The 20,916-nt window shown below is 72.2% G+C and carries 20 protein-coding genes; 14 read left to right on the top strand and 6 right to left on the bottom strand.

Annotated features, from left to right (window positions below; all coding sequences use genetic code 11):
- Positions 1-5: 5 nt before the first annotated feature.
- Positions 6-1,208 (top strand): hypothetical protein, encoded by a 1,203-nt coding sequence (locus ACZ60T_RS15685; protein ID WP_469666374.1) that lies wholly within the window; start codon positions 6-8, stop codon positions 1,206-1,208.
- Between the two features lie 42 nt (positions 1,209-1,250).
- Here ACZ60T_RS15685 and ACZ60T_RS15690 read toward each other — a convergent pair whose 3' ends face one another.
- Positions 1,251-2,483, bottom strand: a complete 1,233-nt coding sequence (locus ACZ60T_RS15690) for a glycosyltransferase 87 family protein (protein ID WP_469666375.1) — start codon at positions 2,481-2,483, stop codon at positions 1,251-1,253.
- 142 nt (positions 2,484-2,625) lie between these two features.
- On the opposite strand from ACZ60T_RS15690, the gene ACZ60T_RS15695 reads away from it, so the two are divergent.
- On the top strand, positions 2,626-3,768 hold the full coding sequence (locus ACZ60T_RS15695) for a glycosyltransferase family 4 protein (RefSeq protein WP_469666377.1): 1,143 nt from the start codon (positions 2,626-2,628) through the stop codon (positions 3,766-3,768).
- Positions 3,769-3,839: 71 nt separating this feature from the next.
- Here ACZ60T_RS15695 and ACZ60T_RS15700 read toward each other — a convergent pair whose 3' ends face one another.
- Entirely contained in the window at positions 3,840-5,636 is a 1,797-nt protein-coding gene (locus ACZ60T_RS15700; protein WP_469666378.1) for an AMP-dependent synthetase/ligase, read from the bottom strand.
- Between the two features lie 297 nt (positions 5,637-5,933).
- Between ACZ60T_RS15700 and ACZ60T_RS15705 the strand changes: the two genes are divergently transcribed.
- The 6 genes from ACZ60T_RS15705 to ACZ60T_RS15730 all read left to right on the top strand — a co-directional run bounded on the left by ACZ60T_RS15705 (position 5,934) and on the right by ACZ60T_RS15730 (position 11,255).
- Entirely contained in the window at positions 5,934-6,731 is a 798-nt protein-coding gene (locus ACZ60T_RS15705; RefSeq protein WP_365620183.1) for a metallophosphoesterase family protein, read from the top strand.
- A gap of 92 nt (positions 6,732-6,823) precedes the next feature.
- On the top strand, positions 6,824-7,267 hold the full coding sequence (locus ACZ60T_RS15710) for an SRPBCC family protein (RefSeq protein WP_365620187.1): 444 nt from the start codon (positions 6,824-6,826) through the stop codon (positions 7,265-7,267).
- Between the two features lie 64 nt (positions 7,268-7,331).
- Positions 7,332-8,528 (top strand): ArsA family ATPase, encoded by a 1,197-nt coding sequence (locus ACZ60T_RS15715; protein ID WP_469666379.1) that lies wholly within the window; start codon positions 7,332-7,334, stop codon positions 8,526-8,528.
- 102 nt (positions 8,529-8,630) lie between these two features.
- Positions 8,631-9,116, top strand: a complete 486-nt coding sequence (locus ACZ60T_RS15720; RefSeq protein WP_365620192.1) for a DUF5304 domain-containing protein — start codon at positions 8,631-8,633, stop codon at positions 9,114-9,116.
- A gap of 353 nt (positions 9,117-9,469) precedes the next feature.
- On the top strand, positions 9,470-10,423 hold the full coding sequence (locus ACZ60T_RS15725; RefSeq protein WP_365620194.1) for an ROK family glucokinase: 954 nt from the start codon (positions 9,470-9,472) through the stop codon (positions 10,421-10,423).
- A gap of 76 nt (positions 10,424-10,499) precedes the next feature.
- A complete protein-coding gene (locus ACZ60T_RS15730; RefSeq protein ID WP_365620197.1) occupies positions 10,500-11,255 on the top strand; it encodes an endonuclease/exonuclease/phosphatase family protein in 756 nt (251 codons plus the stop codon).
- A 22-nt stretch (positions 11,256-11,277) separates the two neighbouring features.
- Here ACZ60T_RS15730 and ACZ60T_RS15735 read toward each other — a convergent pair whose 3' ends face one another.
- The gene (locus tag ACZ60T_RS15735; protein ID WP_365620200.1) at positions 11,278-11,841 is read right to left on the bottom strand and encodes a hypothetical protein; all 564 of its coding nucleotides are present in this window, start codon (positions 11,839-11,841) and stop codon (positions 11,278-11,280) included.
- Positions 11,834-12,610: an alpha/beta hydrolase gene (locus ACZ60T_RS15740; protein WP_365620203.1), complete on the bottom strand. Its 777-nt coding sequence runs from the start codon at positions 12,608-12,610 to the stop codon at positions 11,834-11,836. Before ACZ60T_RS15740 ends, ACZ60T_RS15735 begins: the two co-directional genes overlap by 8 nt.
- Positions 12,611-12,762: 152 nt before the next feature.
- Here ACZ60T_RS15740 and ACZ60T_RS15745 point away from each other — a divergent pair, with 152 nt between their 5' ends.
- The 4 genes from ACZ60T_RS15745 (at position 12,763) to ACZ60T_RS15760 (ending at position 16,788) form a co-directional block, all read left to right on the top strand.
- On the top strand, positions 12,763-13,542 hold the full coding sequence (locus ACZ60T_RS15745) for a lysophospholipid acyltransferase family protein (RefSeq protein WP_469666584.1): 780 nt from the start codon (positions 12,763-12,765) through the stop codon (positions 13,540-13,542).
- A 52-nt stretch (positions 13,543-13,594) separates the two neighbouring features.
- Positions 13,595-14,824 (top strand): MacS family sensor histidine kinase, encoded by a 1,230-nt coding sequence (gene macS / locus ACZ60T_RS15750; RefSeq protein WP_365620209.1) that lies wholly within the window; start codon positions 13,595-13,597, stop codon positions 14,822-14,824.
- 93 nt (positions 14,825-14,917) lie between these two features.
- Positions 14,918-15,565: a response regulator transcription factor gene (locus ACZ60T_RS15755; RefSeq protein ID WP_365621074.1), complete on the top strand. Its 648-nt coding sequence runs from the start codon at positions 14,918-14,920 to the stop codon at positions 15,563-15,565.
- 194 nt (positions 15,566-15,759) lie between these two features.
- Positions 15,760-16,788 carry a 6-phosphofructokinase gene (locus ACZ60T_RS15760; RefSeq protein WP_469666381.1) on the top strand — a complete coding sequence of 343 codons (1,029 nt, stop codon included), beginning with the start codon at positions 15,760-15,762 and terminating at the stop codon, positions 16,786-16,788.
- A gap of 166 nt (positions 16,789-16,954) precedes the next feature.
- Here the strand turns inward: ACZ60T_RS15760 and ACZ60T_RS15765 are convergent, their stop codons facing one another.
- A complete protein-coding gene (locus ACZ60T_RS15765) occupies positions 16,955-18,826 on the bottom strand; it encodes an anthranilate synthase family protein (RefSeq protein WP_469666383.1) in 1,872 nt (623 codons plus the stop codon).
- 117 nt (positions 18,827-18,943) lie between these two features.
- Positions 18,944-19,006: a trp operon leader peptide gene (locus ACZ60T_RS15770; protein ID WP_365621077.1), complete on the bottom strand. Its 63-nt coding sequence runs from the start codon at positions 19,004-19,006 to the stop codon at positions 18,944-18,946.
- Between the two features lie 147 nt (positions 19,007-19,153).
- Between ACZ60T_RS15770 and ACZ60T_RS15775 the strand changes: the two genes are divergently transcribed.
- Positions 19,154-20,506, top strand: a complete 1,353-nt coding sequence (locus tag ACZ60T_RS15775) for a class II 3-deoxy-7-phosphoheptulonate synthase (protein WP_365620218.1) — start codon at positions 19,154-19,156, stop codon at positions 20,504-20,506.
- 146 nt (positions 20,507-20,652) lie between these two features.
- Positions 20,653-20,898, top strand: a complete 246-nt coding sequence (locus tag ACZ60T_RS15780; RefSeq protein WP_365620221.1) for a (2Fe-2S)-binding protein — start codon at positions 20,653-20,655, stop codon at positions 20,896-20,898.
- Positions 20,899-20,916: the final 18 nt, after the last annotated feature.

The raw sequence follows: 20,916 nt of genomic DNA on the forward strand, positions 1-20,916 counted from the left end.
GGACGGTGGCTGGTCGAGGGCGGGCGCGGGTGCCGGGAGTCGTGGCGTGCTGTGTGCTGCTGCTCGCCGGGGCCGGGCTCGTCGGCTGCGGCGGCCCGGACAAGGACGCGCAGCAGGCCGCCGTACAGCGGGTGCTCGACCGGCGGGCGGCGGCGGTCCTGGACCGGGACCGGTCCGCGTTCCTGGCGACCGGGACGTCGTCCGCGCACGCCGCCGACTCCTTCGACCACCTCCACGACGTGCCGCTGGCCGCCTGGTCGTACCGCCTCACCGCGCTGCGCCGCACCGGCGACCGCGCCACCGCCGACGCCGAACTGCGCTACCGCGTCAAGGGATACGACCGGGAGCCCGTCACCGCCGCCCGCGTCCTGCGGCTGACCCGCGCCGACGGACGCTGGTACGTCGGCTCCGACGAGCCCGCTCCCGGCACCGGCGAGCAACTGTGGGAGCAGGGCACCGTCGAGGTCGCCCACGGGGCGCACAGCCTCGTCCTCGGGGTCGGGCAGCCGCGGTACGCCCTGCGCGCCGTGGCGCGCCTCGCGGACCGGGCGGTGCCCTCCGTCAGCGCGGCCTGGGGCAAGGACTGGCCGGGGCATGTCGTGGTCGTCGTCCCGCGGACGCTGCAAGGGATGGCGGGCCTGCTCGGCGCGCCCGCGGCCGGGTACCGGGGGATCGCCGCGGTCACCACCGCGGAGACGGGCGGGAAGGCGCCCGCGGACCGGATCGTCGTGAACCCCGAGGCGTACGGCGGCCTCAGCGGGCCGGGCAAGCAGGTCGTCCTCACGCACGAGACCACGCATGTCGCCACCCGCGCCCATACCAACGCGGCCACGCCGCTGTGGCTCTCCGAGGGGTACGCGGACTGGATCGGCTACCGCGGCAGCGGCCGTACGCCCGCCGAGGTGGCCCCCGAACTCGACCGCTTCGTGGCGCAAGGCCATCTGCCCGCCGCGCTGCCGAAGGACGCGGACTTCGCCTTCGCCGAGGACGCGGGCAAGCTGGCGCGGGCCTACGAGGGCGGCTGGCTGGCCTGCCGGATGATCGCGGACCGCTGGGGCGAGGCCCGGCTGCACGACTTCTACGAGGCCGTGGGCGCCCACTCCCGGCGCGCGGGGGCGGTCGAGGGCGCGCTGAAGAAGGTTCTCGGGACGACCTCGCCGGAGTTCACCCGGCAGTGGCGGGCGTATCTGACGGAGCGGTTGGGCTGAGGCGCCGCGCGGCGGTGCGGGCGGCGCCCCGGCCCGCGGCGGTCAGGAGGGCGCCAGGCTCTCGTGGGTGCGGCTGGCCTGGGGCGGCACGGTCGGGGCGGGCTGGGTGACGGTGCCGAGCCAGAGCTGGCGGGCGGCGGTCACCGTGGCGGCCACCAGCAGGCCGTTGCGGACGAAGAGGAGGGTGACCCCGAGCGGGTCACTGGCGACGACGTCGCCGAAGTACACCGGGAACTCCAGGACCGTGGCCAGACAGGCGGCCAGGATCAGCCCGGCGGGCACCGTCATCCGGCTGCCGCGGAAGCACAGGCAGACCGCCGCGAGCCCGACCAGCCACACCATGTACTGCGGGCTGATCACCCGGCTGGTGACCGTGAACACCAGCACGGCCACGAAGGCCGCGTCCGCGATCGCGGGCGGCGTCATGTGCCGTACGCGCAGCCGCCACAGCAGCAGCCAGCCGAAGGCGATCACGCTCAGGAAGAGGGCGGCACCGCTGACCCAGTCGACATAGGGGCCGAGGAACTCCACCGAGCCGTAGTTGAGCCTGACCTCGCCCTCCCAGCCGTAGCGGCGGGCCACATGGAAGACCAGCGAGCCGAGCGACTCGACCTCCGTGCCCCGGTCGCGCTGGAAGGTCAGGAAGGAGAAGGCGCCGGGCATCGTCAGCGCGAACGCCAGGGCGAGCCCGCCCGCCGTCACCGCCGCCGCGACCCAGGCCTTGCTCCGCAGGGCGCCCGCCAGCAGCAGCACCGGCCACACCTTCACCATCGCGCCGAAGCCCGCGAGCACGCCCATCACCCGGGGGTGGCGGGTGCCGGCCAGCAGCGCCGCGACCGCCACCGCCGTCACCATCACGTCGTAGCGCGCGTACACGGTCGGGCCGAGCAGGGCCACCCCGACCGTCCACATCCAGGCGCCCCGCAGCGACCTGCCGGGACGCAGGCCCGCGTACTGGAGCAGGCAGAAGACCGCGAGGTCGGCGAGGAAGACCAGGTCGAAGAAGGCGTGCGCGTAGTCGGCGAACGGCAGCAGCGCCGGGGAGAGGATCGCGAGCGCGGCGGCGGGCGGGTACTGCCAGGTGACGTCGTGATGCGGGAAGGAACCGGTGCGCAAGGCCTCGTACCAGCCGTGGTAGATCACGGAGACGTCGGTGGTGACGTCCGGGCCGGGGAAGACCCACACCTTGAAGACGAAGAGCAGCAGGGCCAGTCTGGTCACACCCCAGGTGACGAGCAGCCAGACCGGGAACCGCCGTGTGCTCGAAATTTCCACCAGAGCCCCTGTTTCAGCACGTCTTGTCTGTAATTCCGCCGTGAGGGGCCATGATCCCCTCAGGAGCGTGCGAGGGCCATGAAGCGCGGCCGTACGGAGCTGTGAGAACGGCGGCTCACCGTATTCGGTACTGTCGACGGCGATGCACAAGACCTTGATCGTAACGAACGACTTCCCCCCGCGTCCCGGTGGCATCCAGGCGTTCCTGCACAACATGGCGCTGCGGCTGGACCCGGAACAGGTCGTCGTCTACGCCTCCACCTGGAAGCGGAGCCGGGAGGGGGTCGCGGCCACCGCAGCCTTCGACGCCGCGCAGCCCTTCACGGTCGTACGGGACCGTACGACGATGCTGCTGCCGACGCCCGGTGCGACCCGGCGGGCCGTGGGTCTGCTGCGCGAGCACGGCTGTACGTCGGTGTGGTTCGGGGCGGCGGCGCCGCTCGGTCTGATGGCCCCGGCGCTGCGGCGCGCGGGCGCTGAACGGCTGGTGGCGACCACCCACGGCCATGAGGCGGGGTGGGCTCAACTGCCCGCCGCGCGCGGCCTGTTGCGCAAGATCGGCGAGTCGACCGACACGCTCACCTACCTCGGCGAGTACACCCGCTCGCGCATCGCCTCCGCGCTGACCCCCGAGGCGGCCGGGCGGATGGTGCAGTTGCCGCCGGGGGTCGACGAGAAGACCTTCCACCCGGGCTCGGGCGGCGCCGAGATCCGCGAACGGCTGGGGCTCACCGACCGGCCCGTGGTGGTCTGTGTGTCCCGGCTGGTCCCGCGCAAGGGCCAGGACACGCTGATCCGCGCGATACCGCACATCCGCGGCAAGGAGCCGGACGCCGTGCTGCTGATCGTCGGGGGCGGGCCGTACGAGAAGGAGCTGCGCAGGCTCGCCCAGGAGACAGGGGTCGCCGACGCGGTCCGCTTCACGGGCGCGGTCCCCTGGGCGGAGCTGCCCGCGCACTACGGGGCGGGTGACGTCTTCGCCATGCCGTGCCGTACCCGCCGGGGCGGCCTGGACGTCGAGGGTCTCGGCATCGTCTACCTGGAGGCGTCCGCGACGGGCCTGCCGGTGGTCGCGGGTGACTCGGGCGGCGCGCCCGACGCGGTGCTGGACGGCGAGACCGGCTGGGTGGTCCGGGGCGGCAGCGTCGAGGACACCGCCGAGCGCATCATCACCCTGCTCGGCGACCCCGGGCTGCGCCGCCGGATGGGCGAGCGGGGCCGGCAGTGGGTCGAGGAGCGGTGGCGCTGGGACCTGCTGGCGGAGCGGCTGAAGGATCTGCTGTAGCGGACCCTGCGGGGTCCGGACACGGATCGGCCGGGCGGCGCAGGGCCGCCCGGCTTCTCACCGGTGAGGGACTACTTCCGGTAGAGAGCCTCGATCTCCTCCGCGAAGTCCTTCGCCACCACATTGCGCTTGAGCTTCAGGGACGGCGTGAGGTGGCCCGACTCCTCGGTGAACTGCGAGGGGATGATGCGGAACTTGCGCACCGACTCCGCCTTCGACACGGCCGCGTTGCCGTCGTTCACCGCCTCCTGGACCGCCGCGTTCAGCTCGGGGTCCTCGCGCAGCGACTCGACGGTGGCGCCCGCGGGCTTGCCGTGCTCGGTCACCCAGCGGCGGAAGAACTCCTCGTCCAGCGTGATCAGCGCGCCCACGAAGGGCCGCTTGTCGCCGACCACCATGCACTCCTGGACCAGGGCGTGCGCCCGGATGCGGTCCTCGATCACGGCCGGGGCGACGTTCTTGCCGCCCGCGGTGACGATGATCTCCTTCTTGCGGCCGGTGATCCTGAGGTAGCCGTCCTCGTCGAGGGTGCCGACATCGCCCGTGTGGAACCAGCCGTCGGCCAGCGCCTCCGCGGTCGCGGCCTCGTTGTTCCAGTACTCCTTGAACAGATGCTCGCCGTGCAGCAGCACCTCGCCGTCGTCCGCGATCCGGATCACGGAGCCCGGCAGCGGCTGCCCGACCGTACCGATCTTCTGCCGGTCCCAGGGGTTGAACGCGGTGGCCGCGCAGGACTCGGTCAGGCCGTAGCCCTCCAGGACCGTGAAGCCGATGCCGCGGAAGAAGTGCCCGAGGCGCTCGCCCAGCGGGGCGCCGCCGGAGATCGCGTACTCGCCCCGGCCGCCCAGCACCGTGCGCAGCTTGCCGTAGACGAGCTTGTCGAAGATCTTGTGCTTGATCTTCAGGCCGAGGGACGGCCCGGCGGGGGTGTCCTTGGCGCGGCTGTAGGCGATCGCGGTGTCCGCCGCCTTGTCGAAGATCTTGCCCTTGCCGTCCGCCTGCGCCTTGGCGCGCGCCGCGTTGTAGACCTTCTCGAAGACGCGCGGCACCCCGAGGATCAACGTCGGCCGGAACGCGGCGAGTTCGTCCGTGAGGTGCTTGATGTCCGGGAGGTTGCCCAGCTTGATCGGCGCCATCATCGGCGCGATCTGCACCAGCCGCCCGAAGACATGCGCGAGCGGGAGGAAGAGGAGGATGGAGCACTCGCCGGTACGGAAGAGGGGGCGCAGCCGCTCCACGACGTTGCCGCACTCGGCGAAGAAGTTGCGGTGGGTGAGCACACAGCCCTTGGGGCGGCCGGTGGTCCCGCTGGTGTAGACGATGGTGGCCGGGTCGTCGGCCTTCGCGAGCGAGCTGCGCTCCTCCACCGTCTCGTCGCTGACGTCCTGGCCCGCGCGGCCCAGCTCCGCCACGCCGTCGGCCTCGATCTGCCAGACGTGCTTGAGCGCGGGCAGGCGGTCGCGCACGGACTCGACGGACGCCGCGTGCGTGTCCAGCTCCACGACGCAGGCGGTCGCGCCCGAGTCGCTGAGGATCCACTGCACCTGCTCGGGCGAACTGGTCTCGTACACCGGCACGGTGATCGCGCCCGCGCTCCAGATCGCGAAGTCGAGCAGCGTCCACTCGTAGCGCGTCCGGGACATGAGGGCCACGCGGTCGCCCGGCTGCACACCGGAGGCGATGAGTCCCTTGGCGGCGGCCCGCACCTCGGCGAGGAAGGCCGTGGCGGTGACGTCCTGCCAGATACCGTTCACCTTGCGGGCGATGACGGCGACATCGGGGTGCTGCGCGGCGTTTCGCCGGACGATGTCGGTCAGGTTCCCGTCCGTCGGCACCTCGTACAAGGCCGGAAGGCTGAACTCGCGCAAGACTGCTGCTCCTCATAAGGCGCCGACGCCACGACTCTGTGTGCTGCGACGGTGCGGTCCAAGGTTCGTACTCGTGCTCAGGGCTCCTGTGGGTGATGGGACCTGGGCATGACGGACTGCCCGGACGTTACCCCTCGGTAGCCCCTTCCGACAGGGGGTCACGGCGAGATGTTCCGCGTGTCACATGTGGCGGCGTTCCTTCGCGCACAGTAGTCCACACCCCTTCTGACGTGCCAGTAAGCCGAAATCGGACCGTCCTCTGTTCCCCCTCGCGCGCCCCACCTACGCTTGATCGTTATGGCACCCACACCGGGCGGTAATCCGCGTACGCGCGTTCATGTGGTCAGCGACGTCCATGGCAACGCGCGGGACCTGGTCACCGCGGGCGAGGGGGCGGACGCCCTGATCTGCCTGGGGGACCTGGTCCTCTTCCTCGACTACCACGACCACTCGCGCGGGATCTTCCCGGAGCTGTTCGGCCGCGAGAACACCGACCGGCTGGTGGCGCTGCGCGACGCCCGCCGCTTCGAGGAGGCGCGGACGTTCGGCGCCGGGCTGTGGGCCGGTATCGGCTCCAACCGCGCCGCCGTGATCGAGGAGGCGGTCCGCCGCCAGTACGCGGAGCTGTTCGGCGCGTTCCCCACGCCCACGTACGCCACCTACGGCAACGTCGACATACCGGGGCTGTGGAAGGAGTTCGCCGGACCCGGGACGCGGGTGCTCGACGGCGAGCGGGTGGAGATCGGCGGCTGGACCTTCGGCTTCGTCGGCGGCGGCCTGCGCACCCCCATGCGGACCCCGTTCGAGATCAGCGACGAGGAGTACGCGGCGAAGATCGAGGCGGTCGGGGAGGTCGACGTGCTGTGCACGCACATCCCGCCCGAGGTGCCCGAGCTGGTCTACGACACGGTGGCGCGCCGGTTCGAGCGCGGCAGCCGGGCCCTGCTGGACGCGATCCGGCGGACGAAGCCGCGGTACTCCCTGTTCGGCCATGTGCACCAGCCGCTGGTGCGGCGGATGCGGATCGGGGCGACGGAGTGTGTGAACGTGGGCCACTTCGCGGGCAGCGGGAGGCCCTGGGCGCTGGAGTGGTGAAAGCGGCACGGCCGCTGCGCGGTAGCCTTCACGCTGCACACACGTGCGCACGTGCGCACCCTCACCGGACCGCATCTGGAGGAGCCACGGCGATGGCGGAACACACCAGCTCGAGCATCACGATCGAGGCGGCGCCGGCCGACGTCATGCGGGTGATCGCCGACTTCACGCGCTACCCCGACTGGACCGGCGAGGTGAAGGAGGCGGAGGTCCTCGCGAGCGACGCGCAGGGCCGCGCCGAACAGGTGCGCCTCGTCATGGACGCGGGCGCGATCAAGGACGACCAGACGCTCGCGTACACCTGGACCGGCGACCACGAGGTCTCCTGGACGCTCGTCAAGTCCCAGATGCTGCGCTCCCTGGACGGCTCCTACCTGCTGAAGCCGACGGGCGCGGGCGCGACCGAGGTGACCTACCGGCTCACGGTCGACGTCAAGATCCCCATGCTCGGCATGATCAAGCGCAAGGCGGAGAAGGTCATCATCGACCGCGCGCTGGCCGGGCTGAAGAAGCGCGTGGAGTCGAAGGAGCAGTAGCCGCGGCCGACCGGGGCCACGTCCTGGTCGGTCCCACGGCGGGGCGCGGGTAGCGTTCACCGACATGCGCACCATCCTGATCACCGGCCCCGGCGGCTGTGGCCGCACCACCGTCGCCGCGGCCACCGCGCTGCGCGCGGCCCGTGAGGGCAGCCGCACTGTCGTGCTCAGCGCCGACCGCGCGGACACCCTCGGCGCCGCGCTCGGCGTCCCCACCGGAGCCGCGCCCGTCGAGGCGGCCCCCGGTCTGACGGCCTGGCGCCCGGACGCCACCGCCCGCTTCCGCGAGGACCTCGTCGCCTTCCAGGAGCGCGCGACCGGCGCGCTCGACCTCCTCGGCGCCGTCCCGCTGGACGCCGAGGAGGTCACCCCGCTGCCCGGCGCCGAGGAACTGGCCCTGCTGCGCGCCCTGCGCGACACCACGCTCTCGGAGGCGTACGACCTCCTCGTCGTCGACCTGCCCCCCACCCCGCGGGCGCTCGCGCTGCTCGCCCTCCCCGAGGAGCTGCGCCGCTATCTGCGCCGCCTGCTCCCGCAGGAACGGCAGGCCGCCCGTGCCCTGCGCCCCGTCCTCGGGCGGCTGGCGGGCGTCTCGATGCCCGGTGACTGGCTGTACGAGACCGCCGCCCGCTGGGATGTGGAACTGGCCGCCGTCGAGGCCGTCCTCGCCGACCGCGCCACGACGGTGTGGCTGGTCGCCGAGCCGGGCCCGGCCGGTGCCGACGCCGTACGGCCCGCCGTCACCACGCTCGCGCTGCGGGCCCTCGGCACGGAGAAGCTCGTCGCCAACCGCGTCCTGCCCGACGACACCCAGGACACCTGGCTCGCGGCCCTCGCCGCCCAGCAGCGCAAGGCCCTGGTGGAGTGGCACGACACGTACGACGTCCACCGCGTGCCGCATCTGGGCGGCGACCCGCGCGGGGCCGACGACCTCGCCCGGCTCGCCGCGCCCGCGGTCAACCCGGCGCCCGTCCCGGTCGAGTGGCCCGTCACCGACGCCCGGTCCGGCGCGCCCGGGGACACCTCCGCCGACGCGGACGGCGTGCTCGTCTGGCACCTCCCGCTGCCCGGCGCGATACGCGAGGAACTGGACCTGGTGCGGCGCGGTGACGAACTCGTCGTGACCGCCGGACCGTTCCGCCGGATCGTCCCGCTCCCGTCGGCCCTGCGGCGCTGCACCGTGGCCGGCGCGTCCCTGCGCGAGGGCGAGCTGCGCATCCGGTTCACGCCGGATCCGCAGGTGTGGCCGCGCGGACTGTGACCGGGCCCGCGCGCCCCCGCGAGGGCCGCCCCGCGCACGAGGAACCGCCGATACCTCCGTTCGGGTAACGTCGGGAGTACGAACCGCAGTCAGGAGTCCGTCATGAGCGAAGAGCGCCCCAGGACCGACGCCGCTCAGCAGGAAGCCGCCGACGAAGTGCGGGTGACCCACGCCGACGCCTGGGCGACGGCGTGCGCCGAGGACCTCGCCGCGGAGAAGGCCCGCCGTCGCGCCGAGCACGGCCCGCCGCCCGGCTCGGCCGCCGAGGAGCTGCGCAAGCTCTTCGACGCCGTCGGCGAGAAGCTGTCCGGCCTCCAGAACCCGCTGCTGGGCGCCGCCGCCTCGGGCACGGCCCAGCAAGTGGTGCAGCAGGTGGTGGAGCAGGCCAAGGCCGCCGTGGAACCGGTCGTCGAGCGCCACCCCGAGGTCTTCGACCATCTCGCCGCGGCCGGATCGGAGCTGCTCGCGGCCTACCGCTCCGCCGTCGAGGCCCAGGAACGACGCTGGACGAACCGCGCCTCCCAGGACTGGGGCACCGGCCGCGACGACGGGGAGCCGGGGCCCGGGGAGCACATCGATCTCGACTAGGGCCTGTTGCGAAAGTCGCGTCGTTCGCCCGGAGGGCGGGCCTGGCGGCGTCCGGTGCGGTGCATCGCAAGGCGGAGGGTCGCCCGCGTACTGGATGTACGCGGGCGATCCCGACAACGCGGCGAGGTGCCGTGCCGGGCGTCGCCAGGCAGGCGGGACTTTCGCAACAGGCCCTAGCCCGTACGGGATCGAAGAGATCGAAACCGGTCTCGGCGAGCGGGTCGTATCGGTCTCGACGCGGCCGAAAGGAGCCGCGAACCAGGGCGTCGCGAGGCCTCGGAATGCGGCCCGACACGCCAGGTTCCCTCGGGTACGGTGGGCCGTAGCGGGGCTCGACCGAAACTGAGGGATTCATGGGACTCACCATCGGCGTCGACATCGGCGGCACGAAGATCGCGGCCGGTGTGGTCGACGAGGACGGCAAGATCCTCTCGACCTACAAGGTGCCGACCCCGGGTACGCCCGAGGGCATCGTGGACGCCATCGCCGCCGCCGTCGAGGGTGCCCGCAGCGGGCACGAGATCGTCGGCGTGGGTATCGGAGCCGCCGGGTACGTCAACCGCCAGCGGTCCGAGGTCTACTTCGCGCCGAACATCGACTGGCGCCAGGAGCCGCTGAAGGAGAAGGTCGAGGCCCGTGTGGGCCTCCCGGTGGTCGTCGAGAACGACGCCAACGCCGCGGCCTGGGGCGAGTACAAGTTCGGTGCGGGCAAGGGCCACCGCAACGTCATCTGCATCACGCTGGGCACGGGCCTCGGCGGCGGGATCATCATCGGGAACAAGCTCCGCCGCGGCCACTTCGGGGTGGCCGCCGAGTTCGGGCACATCCGGGTGGTCCCGGACGGCCTGCTGTGCGGCTGCGGTTCGCAGGGCTGCTGGGAGCAGTACGCGTCGGGCAGCGCCCTCGTCCGCTACGCCAAGCAGCGCGCCAACGCCACCCCGGAGAGCGCCCAGTTGCTGCTCTCGCTCGGCGACGGCACACCGCAGGGCATCGAGGGCAAGCACATCTCCATGGCCGCCCGCCAGGGCGACCCGGTCGCCGTCGACTCCTACCGCGAGCTGGCCCGCTGGGCCGGTGCCGGTCTCGCCGACCTGGCCTCGCTCTTCGACCCCTCCGCGTTCATCGTCGGTGGCGGTCTCTCGGACGAGGGCGAACTGGTCCTCGACCCGATCCGCAAGTCGTACAAGCGCTGGCTCGTCGGCGGCAACTGGCGTCCGGTCGCGGAGGTCATCGGCGCCCAGCTCGGCAACAAGGCCGGTCTGGTCGGCGCGGCCGACCTGGCCAGGGAGCCCGACCCGATCATGTAGCCCACGACACGGCGCCGCCCCCGTTTTGAGCCGTCGAGACGGGGGCGGCGCGCTGTCCCGGCGTATCTTGAGCGGCATGGTGACGACCTTCACGCTGCCCAACTCCTGTACCGAGCCCGATGGTTCGGCCGTCATCCGGGTCCTCGGCTACAACATCCGCTCGATGCGCGACGACACCGACGCACTCGCCCGGGTGATCGCCGCCTGCGCGCCGGACCTGGTGCTGATCCAGGAGGCTCCCCGCTTCTTCCGCTGGCGCAAGAAGCTCGCCCGGCTCGCGGCGGCCTCCGGGCTCGTGATCCTCTCGGGCGGTGCCACCGCCGCCGGACCGGCGCTGCTGTGTTCCCTGCGCGCCACGGTCGAGCGCGCCGAGGACGTGCTGCTGCCGCTCACCCCCGGGCTGCACCGCCGGGGTCTCGCGACCGCGGTCGTACGGTTCGGCGGTGCCCGGCTCGGCGTCGTGAGCTGCCATCTCTCGCTCCAGGACGAGGAGCGGTTCACGCAGGGCGGACTGCTTCTCGACCGGCTCGCCGGGATGGGGGTGGAGCACGCCGTCGTGGGCGGCGACCTCAACGAACGCCCCGACGGGCCCACCTTCCAGCGGCTGGCCGGGCATCTTCAGGACGCCTGGGCCAAGGCCCCCTGGGGCGCCGAGTACACCTGGACGCCGTCCGACCCGTACCAGCGGATCGACGCGATCTTCGCGACGCCGGGCATCGAGATCCTCGGCTGCGGGGTGCCGATCGGCCATCCGGGAGTGACGGAGAGCGACCTGAGGGCGGCCACGGACCACCTCCCGGTCCTGGCCGCCCTCAAGATCCCGGCCGCCTAGGCGACGGCCTCGGGCGCACGGCTCACACCACCGCGCCGCGCCCCGGATCGTCGTCGTCCTCGTCGTCCGTCCGCATCCGCGTCACCAGCGTCACGAAGCCGCCCAGGAAGCCGCCGATGCCGAGCAGCGTCAGCCACCAGGTCATCTCCCAGCCGAGCAGCACCGCCACCAGGAGCAGGATCGGACCGCCGATCACCCCGAGCCAGGCGAACTTCGCCGTGGTGTCGGCCGCGGGCAGGGGCGGCGGCTCCGGCGGGACGAAGTGGCCCTCGTCGGCCGCGTCGAAGTCGCCGTCGGAGGGCTCCTTCGGCGTGTAGTCCCGGGGTCCGGCCATTCCCACGCCGGGGGCGAAGGAGACCGAACTGCCCAGCGGCTGCCCGCCCTTCGCCCCGTCGTCCGTCTTCTCGCCCGGCTCCGGCTCCAGCAGCGCCAGGTCCTCCACCGAGCGGAACGGCTTCGCGCCGGGCGGGTCCGGCGGCTCCTCGCCGTACCCCGCGACGATCGCCGCCCAGACGGCGTCCTCGTCGGCGGGAACGTCCTTCTCGTCCGGCTCGCGGTCCTCGCGACCGGAGTCGTGCTCAGCCACCTGCGGCCGTCCCTTCCTCGACACCGGGTGCGAGCCGGCCGATGAACGCGTAGCTCGCGTCGAAGATCCGGTCCGCGTCATGGTCCAACGTCGCCACGTGATAGCTCTGTTCCAGCAGGACCTCCGTGACGTCCGTCGAGGAGACCCGGCTCAGGACCCGGGCCGAGTCGGCCGGTGGCACCACATGGTCCTGGGCGCTGTGCAGAAGCAGCAGGGGCTGGGTGACCTGGGGCAGGTCACCGTCGACCAACTGGAAGAAGGTGCGCAGGGAGTGCGCCGCGTGCAGCGGGATCCGGTCGTACCCGACCTCCTCGCTGCCCTGCTTCGCGATGTCGCTGGTGATCCCCTTCGTCGAGCGGACGAAGTGACGGGACACCGGGAGCGTGCGGGCCGCGAGGCCGTGCACCTTGTTGCCCGGGTTGACGACGACGACGCCGCTCACCGCCTCCCCGTGCCTGGCGGCGAGCCGCAGGGCCAGCGCACCGCCCATGGACAGGCCGCAGACGAACACCCGGGAGCAGCGGTCGCGCAACGCGCGCAGCTCGCGGTCCACCTCCGCGTACCAGTCCTGCCAGCCCGTGATCTGCATGTCCTCCCAGCGCGTGCCGTGACCGGGCAGCAGCGGCAGCGAGACGGTCAGACCACGCGTCGCGAGATACTCCGCCCAGGGGCGCAGCGACTGGGGGGAACCGGTGAAGCCATGGCAGAGAAGGACGCCGACCTCCCCGCCCTCATGGCGGTACGGCTCGGCTCCAGGCAGGACCGGCACGTCGGTCTCCTGTTCATGGGAAAGGGCTGGGCACTGGGGATTGCAGACACTTCACGGTACGCGACGGCACCGACACCGACCAGGGCCGTCGGTCTCATTCCCTTGGGGACCGCGTTAAGGTCTGTTCGACAGAAACAGGAGGCAGTCGGTTGTTGTACGGCGCGATGAAGGTAACCATCGGGGGGTCGCTGAAGCTCGCCTTCAGGCCCTGGGTGGAAGGCCTCGAGAACATTCCCGCCGAGGGCCCCGCGATATTGGCGAGCAATCACCTGTCCTTCTCGGACTCGCTCTTCCTGCCCGCGGTCCTCCCTCGCAAGGTGACCTTCATTGCGAAGGCCGAGTACTTCACGACGCCCGGCGTGAAGGGCCGGATGAAGGCCGCCTTCTTCAAGGGCGCGGGCCAGCTCCCCGTGGACCGCTCCGGCGCGCGCGGCGCCGGTGAGGCCGCCATCAGGAGCGGCATCGAGGTGGTGGAGCGCGGCGAGCTGTTCGGTATCTACCCCGAGGGCACCCGCTCGCCCGACGGCCGCCTCTACCGGGGCAAGCCCGGCGGTCTGGCGCGCGTCACGCTGGCCACCGGCGCGCCCGTGATCCCGATCGCCATGATCGACACGGAGAAGATCCAGCCGCCGGGGAAGGTCGTCCCCAAGCTGATGCGCCCCGGCATCCGGATCGGCAAGCCGATGGACTTCAGCCGCTACCAGGGCATGGAGAACGACCGGTTCGTGCTGCGCGCGCTCACCGACCAGGTCATGTACGAGATCATGAAGCTCTCCGGCCAGGAGTACGTCGACATCTACGCCTCCGTCGCCAAGCGGCAGATCGCGGAGGCCGCGAAGGCCGAGAAGCAGGCGCAGAAGCAGGCCGAACAGGCGCAGAAGGACGCGCAGCGGGAGGCGTTGGAGGCGGAGAAGGAGTCCGCGGGCTCGTAGCGGCCGACGGCCGGTGGCGCGGCACGGTCCGTACGGCGGGGGGTAGGGGGACATGGCCAAGCGCGAGCGGGTCATCAGGATGTCGGTCGAGCAGCCGCTGTGGCGTGCGCTCACCGCGTACCGCGTCCTGACGATGCTCTACGCGATCGGCCTCTTCTCGGCCGCCTACGGGCAGTTCACCCGGCCCTGGCTGGCCATCGCGTACTACGGGGTGCTGGGCGTGTGGACCCTCGCCACGCTCCCCAAGGTGGCGGGCGCCGCGAGCTGCACCAGGCCGTTCCTGGGCGCCGACCTCGCCATCGCGCTCCTCGGCATCCTCCTCACCCCGCTCGCCGACAGCCATGAGCGCGTCCTGTCGGGCGGCCCCACCCTGCCCTCGGTCTGGACCGCCGGTTCCGTCCTCGCGTACGCCATCAGGGGCGGCTGGCGCTGGGCGGCCTTCGCGTCCACCGCGGTCGCCGTGGCGAACCTGGTCGAGCGCGGCACCCCGGCCCGCGACACCGTGCACAACGTGGTCCTCGTCTGGGTCGCCTCCATCGCGATCGGCTACGTCGTCGAGGTCGCCCGCGCCTCCGAGCGCACCCTCGCCCGCGCCCTGGAGATCGAGGCCGCCACCCGCGAGCGGGAGCGGCTGGCCCGGGACATCCATGACGGTGTGCTCCAGGTCCTGGCCATGGTGAAGCGGCGCGCGTCCGCGCTCGGCGGCGAGGCCGCGGAGCTGGGGAGGCTGGCCGGGGAGCAGGAGGTCGCGCTGCGCACGCTGGTGTCGGGCGGTCTGGTGCCTCCCTCCCGGGTCTCGGAGGACGCGACGCTCGGCGCGGTCGTCCGCGCGGTCGAGGAGCCGGAGCCCGGTGACGACGGCCCGGTGGATCTGCGCCTGCTGCTCGCCCCGTACGCCGGTGACCGGGTCACGCTGTCCGGGCCCGGCTCCCCGGTGCCGCTCGCGTCGGCCGCCGCGCGGGAGCTGACCGCCGCGGTCGGGGCCGCGCTGGACAACGTACGCCGCCATGTGGGGGAGGAGGCCCGCGCCTGGATCCTGGTCGAGGACGAGCCGGACGGGATCGTCGTGACCGTACGGGACGACGGGCCCGGCATCCCCGAGGGGCGGCTCGTGGAGGCCGAGAGCGAGGGGCGGCTGGGGGTGGCCCAGTCGATCCGCGGCAGGCTGCGCGACATCGGCGGCTCGGCCGAGTTCTCCTCGGTCCCGGGCCAGGGCACGGAAGTGGAACTGACGGTACCGAAGGACGTGACGGACCCGAGGGCCGCACGCGGGAGGGCGTAGACAGCGATGACCGGAGCGAGGCCGTACGCGGGTCCCGGCGGCGGGTACGAGGAGAACGGGTCCGGCGGCACCGCGCGGGCCCCGATCAGGGTCATGGTGGTGGACGACCACCCCATGTGGCGCGACGCCGTCGCCCGCGACCTGACCGAGTCCGGCTTCGACGTGGTCGCCACGGCGGGCGACGGCGAGCAGGCGGTGCGCCGCGCCAGGGCCGCCGGGCCCGATGTGCTCGTCCTGGATCTGAACCTGCCGGCGAAACCGGGCGTCCAGGTCTGCAAGGAACTCGTGAGCGGCGACCCCGAGTTGCGGGTCCTGGTGCTGTCCGCGAGCGGTGAGCACACGGACGTGCTGGAGGCGGTGAAGTCCGGCGCGACCGGCTATCTGCTGAAGTCTGCCTCCACGGAGGAACTCCTCGACGCGGTGCGCCGTACGGCGGCCGGTGACCCGGTGTTCACCCCCGGCCTCGCGGGGCTGGTCCTCGGTGAGTACCGCCGTCTCGCCGCCGAACCGGCCCCCGCCGCGGACACCGGCAAGCCCACGGCGCCGCGGCTGACCGAGCGTGAGCGCGAGGTGCTGCGGCTGGTCGCCAAGGGGCTGAGCTACAAGCAGATCGCCGAGCGCCTGGTCATCTCGCACCGCACCGTGCAGAACCACGTCCAGAACACCCTGGGCAAGCTCCAGTTGCACAACCGGGTGGAGCTCGTGCGGTACGCGATCGAACGGGGACTGGACGAGGAGTGAGGCCGGGCGGGCGCTTGCCGGGGGTCAAGCGCGACCCCTCGCGCCCCGTGCCCCCCTTCGAGTGAAGTCCGACTCGTCCGTAACGGTCAACTACCCGATGATTCACGGGAATTGACCCTCTGTGTCCTGCCGTGGCAGTGTGTGTCGCCATTAGCGTGACCCGCATCAGGCAATCCCGGCGAAGGGACATTTCCATGCGGGTCGGAGTACTGACCGGAGGCGGCGACTGCCCCGGGCTCAACGCCGTCATCCGGGGCGTCGTCCGCAAGGGCGCGCAGGACTACGGGTACGCATTCGTCGGCTTCCGGGACGGCTGGCGCGGACCCCTCGAAGGCGACACCGTCCGGCTCGACATCGCGGCCGTGCGCGGCATCCTGCCGCGCGGCGGCACCATCCTCGGCTCCTCGCGCACCAATCCGCTGCAGCAGGAGAACGGCATCCGCCGGATCAAGGAGAGCCTCGCCAAGGAGGAGATCGACGCGCTCGTCGCGATCGGCGGCGAGGACACGCTCGGGGTCGCGGCACGGCTGGCCGACGAGTACGGGGTGCGGGTCGTCGGGGTGCCGAAGACCATCGACAACGACCTGTCCGCCACGGACTACACCTTCGGCTTCGACACCGCCGTCAACATCGCCACCGAGGCGATCGACCGGCTGCACACCACCGCGGAGTCACACATGCGGGTGCTGGTGGTCGAGGTGATGGGGCGCCACGCGGGCTGGATCGCGCTGCACTCGGGGCTGGCCGGCGGGGCGAACGTCATCCTCATCCCCGAGCAGCGCTTCGACGTCGACCAGGTGTGCGCCTGGGTGACGTCCCGGTTCAAGGCGTCGTACGCGCCGATCGTGGTCGTCGCCGAGGGGGCGATGCCGAAGGACGGCGACCTGGTCCTGAAGGACGAGTCCCTGGATTCCTTCGGGCATGTCCGCCTGTCGGGCGTCGGCGAATGGCTGGCGAAGCAGATCGAGCGGCGCACGGGCAAGGAGGCCCGTACGACCGTGCTCGGACACATCCAGCGCGGCGGCACACCGAGCGCCTTCGACCGCTGGCTCGCCACCCGCTTCGGCCTGCACGCCATCGAGGCGGTCCACGACGGCGACTTCGGCACGATGGTCGCCCTGCGCGGCACGGACATCGTCCGTGTCCCGCTCTCGGAGGCCACAGCCAGACTGAAGACGGTCGACCCCCGGCTGTACGCGGAGGTCGGCGTCTTCTTCGGCTGACACCGGTCACCGGGCCGGGCACAGGGCCGCGACCTGCCGGGCCGTCAGGTTCGGTACGGTCGCCGCGCCCGCCTACCGACGGCTCGGTTGTCCTGTTCGGCTGGTAGCGGGTTCTGGGCGGGTTCGTGTCGCGTGGCGGCCCGCCCGGTGCCCCGTCGCGCGGTCGCTATCCGGCCCGGTGTCGCTCCGGGGCCGCGGGCTGTCGGGTCAGCAGGTTCCGTACGGTCGTCGCGCCGTTCACCGACAGCACCGACTCCGGGTGGAACTGGACGCCCGCGAAGCCGGGGCCGCGCAGTGCGTGTACCTCTCCGTCGGCGTCCCGGCTGATCTCGATCCCGTGGGCGGCCAGTTCGGTCGCCGCCTCGTCGTCGCAGCGGGCCACGAAGCTGTTGTAGAAGCCGACGGTCTCGCTCCGCCCGAACAGGTCGATCTCGCTCTGCGCGCCCTGGTACGGCACCCGCTTGCGGACGATCTCCAGGCCCAGCTCGGCCGCGATCAGCTCATGGCCCAGGCAGACGCCCAGCACCCCGTGCCGGTGGCCGCGGAGGACGTCCGCCGTCAGGTGGCGCAGGAACCGCATCTTCGGGTCATTCGTGTCCGACGGGTCGCCCGGTCCGGGGCCGAGGACCACCGGGCCCTCGTGCGCGAGCACCGCCTCCCGCAGCCCCGGCTCGTCGTAGCGCCGTACGGTCACGTCGAGCCCCGACGACGTGAGGACGTGCGCGAGCATCGCGGTGAACGTGTCCTCGGCGTCCACGACGAACGCGTGCCCGGTGAGGTCCGCGCCCCGCTCCTGCATCCGCAGCCAGAACGGCGCGAGCCGGGCCCGCCGCCCGTCCAGCGCCGCCCGCACCCGCGGGTCGTCCGCCAGCCGGGGCCGGGCCCCCTCCGTCCGGGGCCGCGCCGGACGCACGCCCAGCGCCGCCAGGACGCCCGCCGCCTTGGCATGCGTCTCCGCGACCTCGCCCGCCGGATCCGAGCCCCGTACGAGCGTGGCCCCGACCGGCACCCGCAGCCGCCCCCGCGCGTCGATGTCCGCGGTGCGGATGAGGATGGGGGAGTCCAGGGTCTGCGCGCCCCCGGCGTCCCGGCCGAGCAGCGCGAGCGCGCCCGCGTAGTAGCCGCGGCCCCCGACCTCGTGCCGCTCGATCACCCGGCAGGCGTTCTGCACCGGCGAGCCGGTCACCGTCGCCGCGAACATGGTCTCCTTGAGCACCTCCCGCACATCGAGGGTGGACCTGCCGCGCAGCTCGTACTCGGTGTGCGCGAGGTGGGCCATCTCCTTCAGCCGGGGGCCGACGACGACCCCGCCCATGTCGCCGACCGTGCACATCATCTTGAGTTCCTCGTCGACGACCATCGACAGCTCCTCGATCTCCTTGCCGTCGGCGAGGAACGCGAGCAGATCCTCGGGCGTCGGCCCGCCCGCGGGATAGCGGTACGTACCGCTGATCGGGTTCATCACGACCGTCCCGCCCGACATCCGCACATGCACCTCGGGGCTGGCCCCGACCAGCGTCCGCTCTCCCGTATGCACGACGAAGGTCCAGTACGCGCCCCGCTCACCGACCAGCAGCCGCCGCAGCAGCGCGAGCGCGTCGGCGCGGCCGAAGTCCGGGACGTGCCCCTCGTAGGTCCGCCGGATCACGAAGTTCGCGCCCTCGCCCCGGCCGATCTCCTCCTCGAGCACCCGCCCGACGATCCGCGCGTACTCCTCGTCGGCGACGTCGAAACCGCCCGCCTCGACCCGGACGCCGTGTTGCGGAAGCTGATCGAGCGCCCGCTCCAGGGGGATCTCGAAGGACTCCTCGGGCGTCAGCGCCAGCAGCGGCGTGCCGTCGTCACGGACGTCGAAGCCGCGCTCGCGCAACTGCCGGAACGGGACGAGGGCGAGGCACTCCTCGGGCAGGTCGGCGAGACACTCGTACGGGTGGACCGGGCCGAGCAGCACCTCGACGGAGTCTTCGGCACGGCCGGGCGTGCGGCGGCGCAGTACGGCGAACGGGCGGGGATCGTCCAGCAAGTCGAGCAGGTTCATGGGGGCGGGTTCCTTCTGTGCGGACGGGAGGAGTGTCTGCGGGAGAGGAACGGCCGGGTCGCGAAACGCCGAAGGCCGCCCCTCGGGCGGCCTTCGCGATGTCGTGGGTACGTGCAGTCAGTGGGCCGCCGAAGGAGCGGTCCACCACCAGTTCTGGGTGAGGGTCGAGTGCGCGAACATGCCCCGGACCCTACACCACCGGGGCCCCGCGGCCGGGAGAACCGCGGGGCGGACCGGCGGCCCCGCGGCCCGGACCGGAGGGCGGAAGGTGTCTCACTGGATGAGCGGTGACGGGGGAGCCCCACGTGACCCCGTAATGTTGACGAGGTGACCGTGAACGCTAAGACCAGCGCCAACGCTGGCAACACCTGGCGAGACCTGCCCGCGGCGCAGCAGCCCGAGTACCCCGACACCGAGGCTCTGCGCGCAGCTATCGCGGACCTCGAGTCGTATCCGCCGCTCGTCTTCGCGGGCGAGTGCGATGAGCTGCGCGCCCGGATGGGAGCCGTCGCCCGGGGCGAGGCGTTCCTGCTTCAGGGCGGCGACTGCGCGGAGGCCTTCGACGGCGTGTCCGCCGACCACATCCGCAACAAGCTCAAGACGCTGCTCCAGATGGGCGCCGTGCTCACGTACGCGGCCTCGGTGCCGGTCGTGAAGGTCGGCCGGATCGCCGGCCAGTACTCCAAGCCGCGCTCCAAGCCGACCGAGACCCGCGACGGCGTGACCCTGCCCACCTACCGGGGCGACTCCGTCAACGGCTTCGACTTCACCGAGAAGGCCCGCGTCCCGGACCCCGAGCGCCTGAAGCGGATGTACAACGCCTCAGCCTCGACGCTGAACCTGGTGCGCGCCTTCACCACCGGCGGCTATGCCGACCTGCGCCAGGTGCACGCCTGGAACCAGGACTTCGTCCGCTCCTCGCCCTCCGGGCAGCGCTACGAGCGGCTCGCGCGGGAGATCGACAACGCGCTGAACTTCATGCGGGCCTGCGGCACGGACCCCGAGGAGTTCAAGACCGTCGAGTTCTTCTCCTCGCACGAGGCCCTGCTGCTCGACTACGAGTCGGCGCTCACCCGCGTGGACTCACGCACCGGGAACCTCTACGACGTCTCCGGGCACATGGTGTGGATCGGTGAGCGCACGCGTCAGCTCGACGGCGCGCACATCGAGTTCGCCTCGAAGATCCGCAACCCCATCGGGATCAAGCTCGGCCCGACGACGACGCCCGAGGAGGCGTTGCAGTACATCGACCGGCTCGACCCGGAGCGCGAGCCGGGGCGGCTGACCTTCATCGTCCGGATGGGCGCGGACAAGATCCGCGACCGGCTCCCCGACCTGGTGGAGAAGGTCACGGCGTCGGGCGCGGTCGTCGCCTGGGTCACCGACCCGATGCACGGCAACACCTTCGAGGCGGCCTCCGGGCACAAGACCCGCCGCTTCGACGACGTGCTGGACGAGGTCAAGGGCTTCTTCGAGGTCCACAAGGCGCTGGGCACGCACCCCGGCGGCATCCATGTGGAGCTGACGGGCGACGACGTCACCGAGTGCGTGGGCGGCGGCGACGAGATCTTCGTCGACGATCTGCACCAGCGCTACGAGACGGCCTGCGACCCGCGGCTGAACCGCAGCCAGTCCCTGGACCTGGCGTTCCTGGTCGCCGAGATGTACCGCAACCAGTAGCCGCAGCGGCAGTCAGGAGTGGGGCGCGGATCACAGGATCCGCGCCCCACTTCACTTCTGCAACTCCGGCACGGCGGGTAAGGTTAGGTTTGCCTCACCGAACGATCGGGACGGCGCCCAGCTATCCCGTCGGGAGGTGGATCCGCGTGTACGTGTGCAGTTGCTTCGGTGTCACCGAGGAGCAGGTCAAGCAGCACGCGGAGAACGGGGCGTGCACGCCCCGGAAGATCGCCTCGGAGTGCAAGGCGGGCACGGACTGCGGGTCGTGCGTACGGCGCATCCAGGCGCTGCTGGGCCGGGGGACCTGCCCGCGCCGCGAGGCGGCGGACCAGGGCAGGCCGGTGCTCGCCCGACTGGACGGCCTGAAGAACGCGGACGCGGACGCGGCCTGAGCCCCGCGAGCCCGGCAT

The sequence above is a fragment of the Streptomyces sp. NPDC104371 genome (assembly GCF_055583785.1).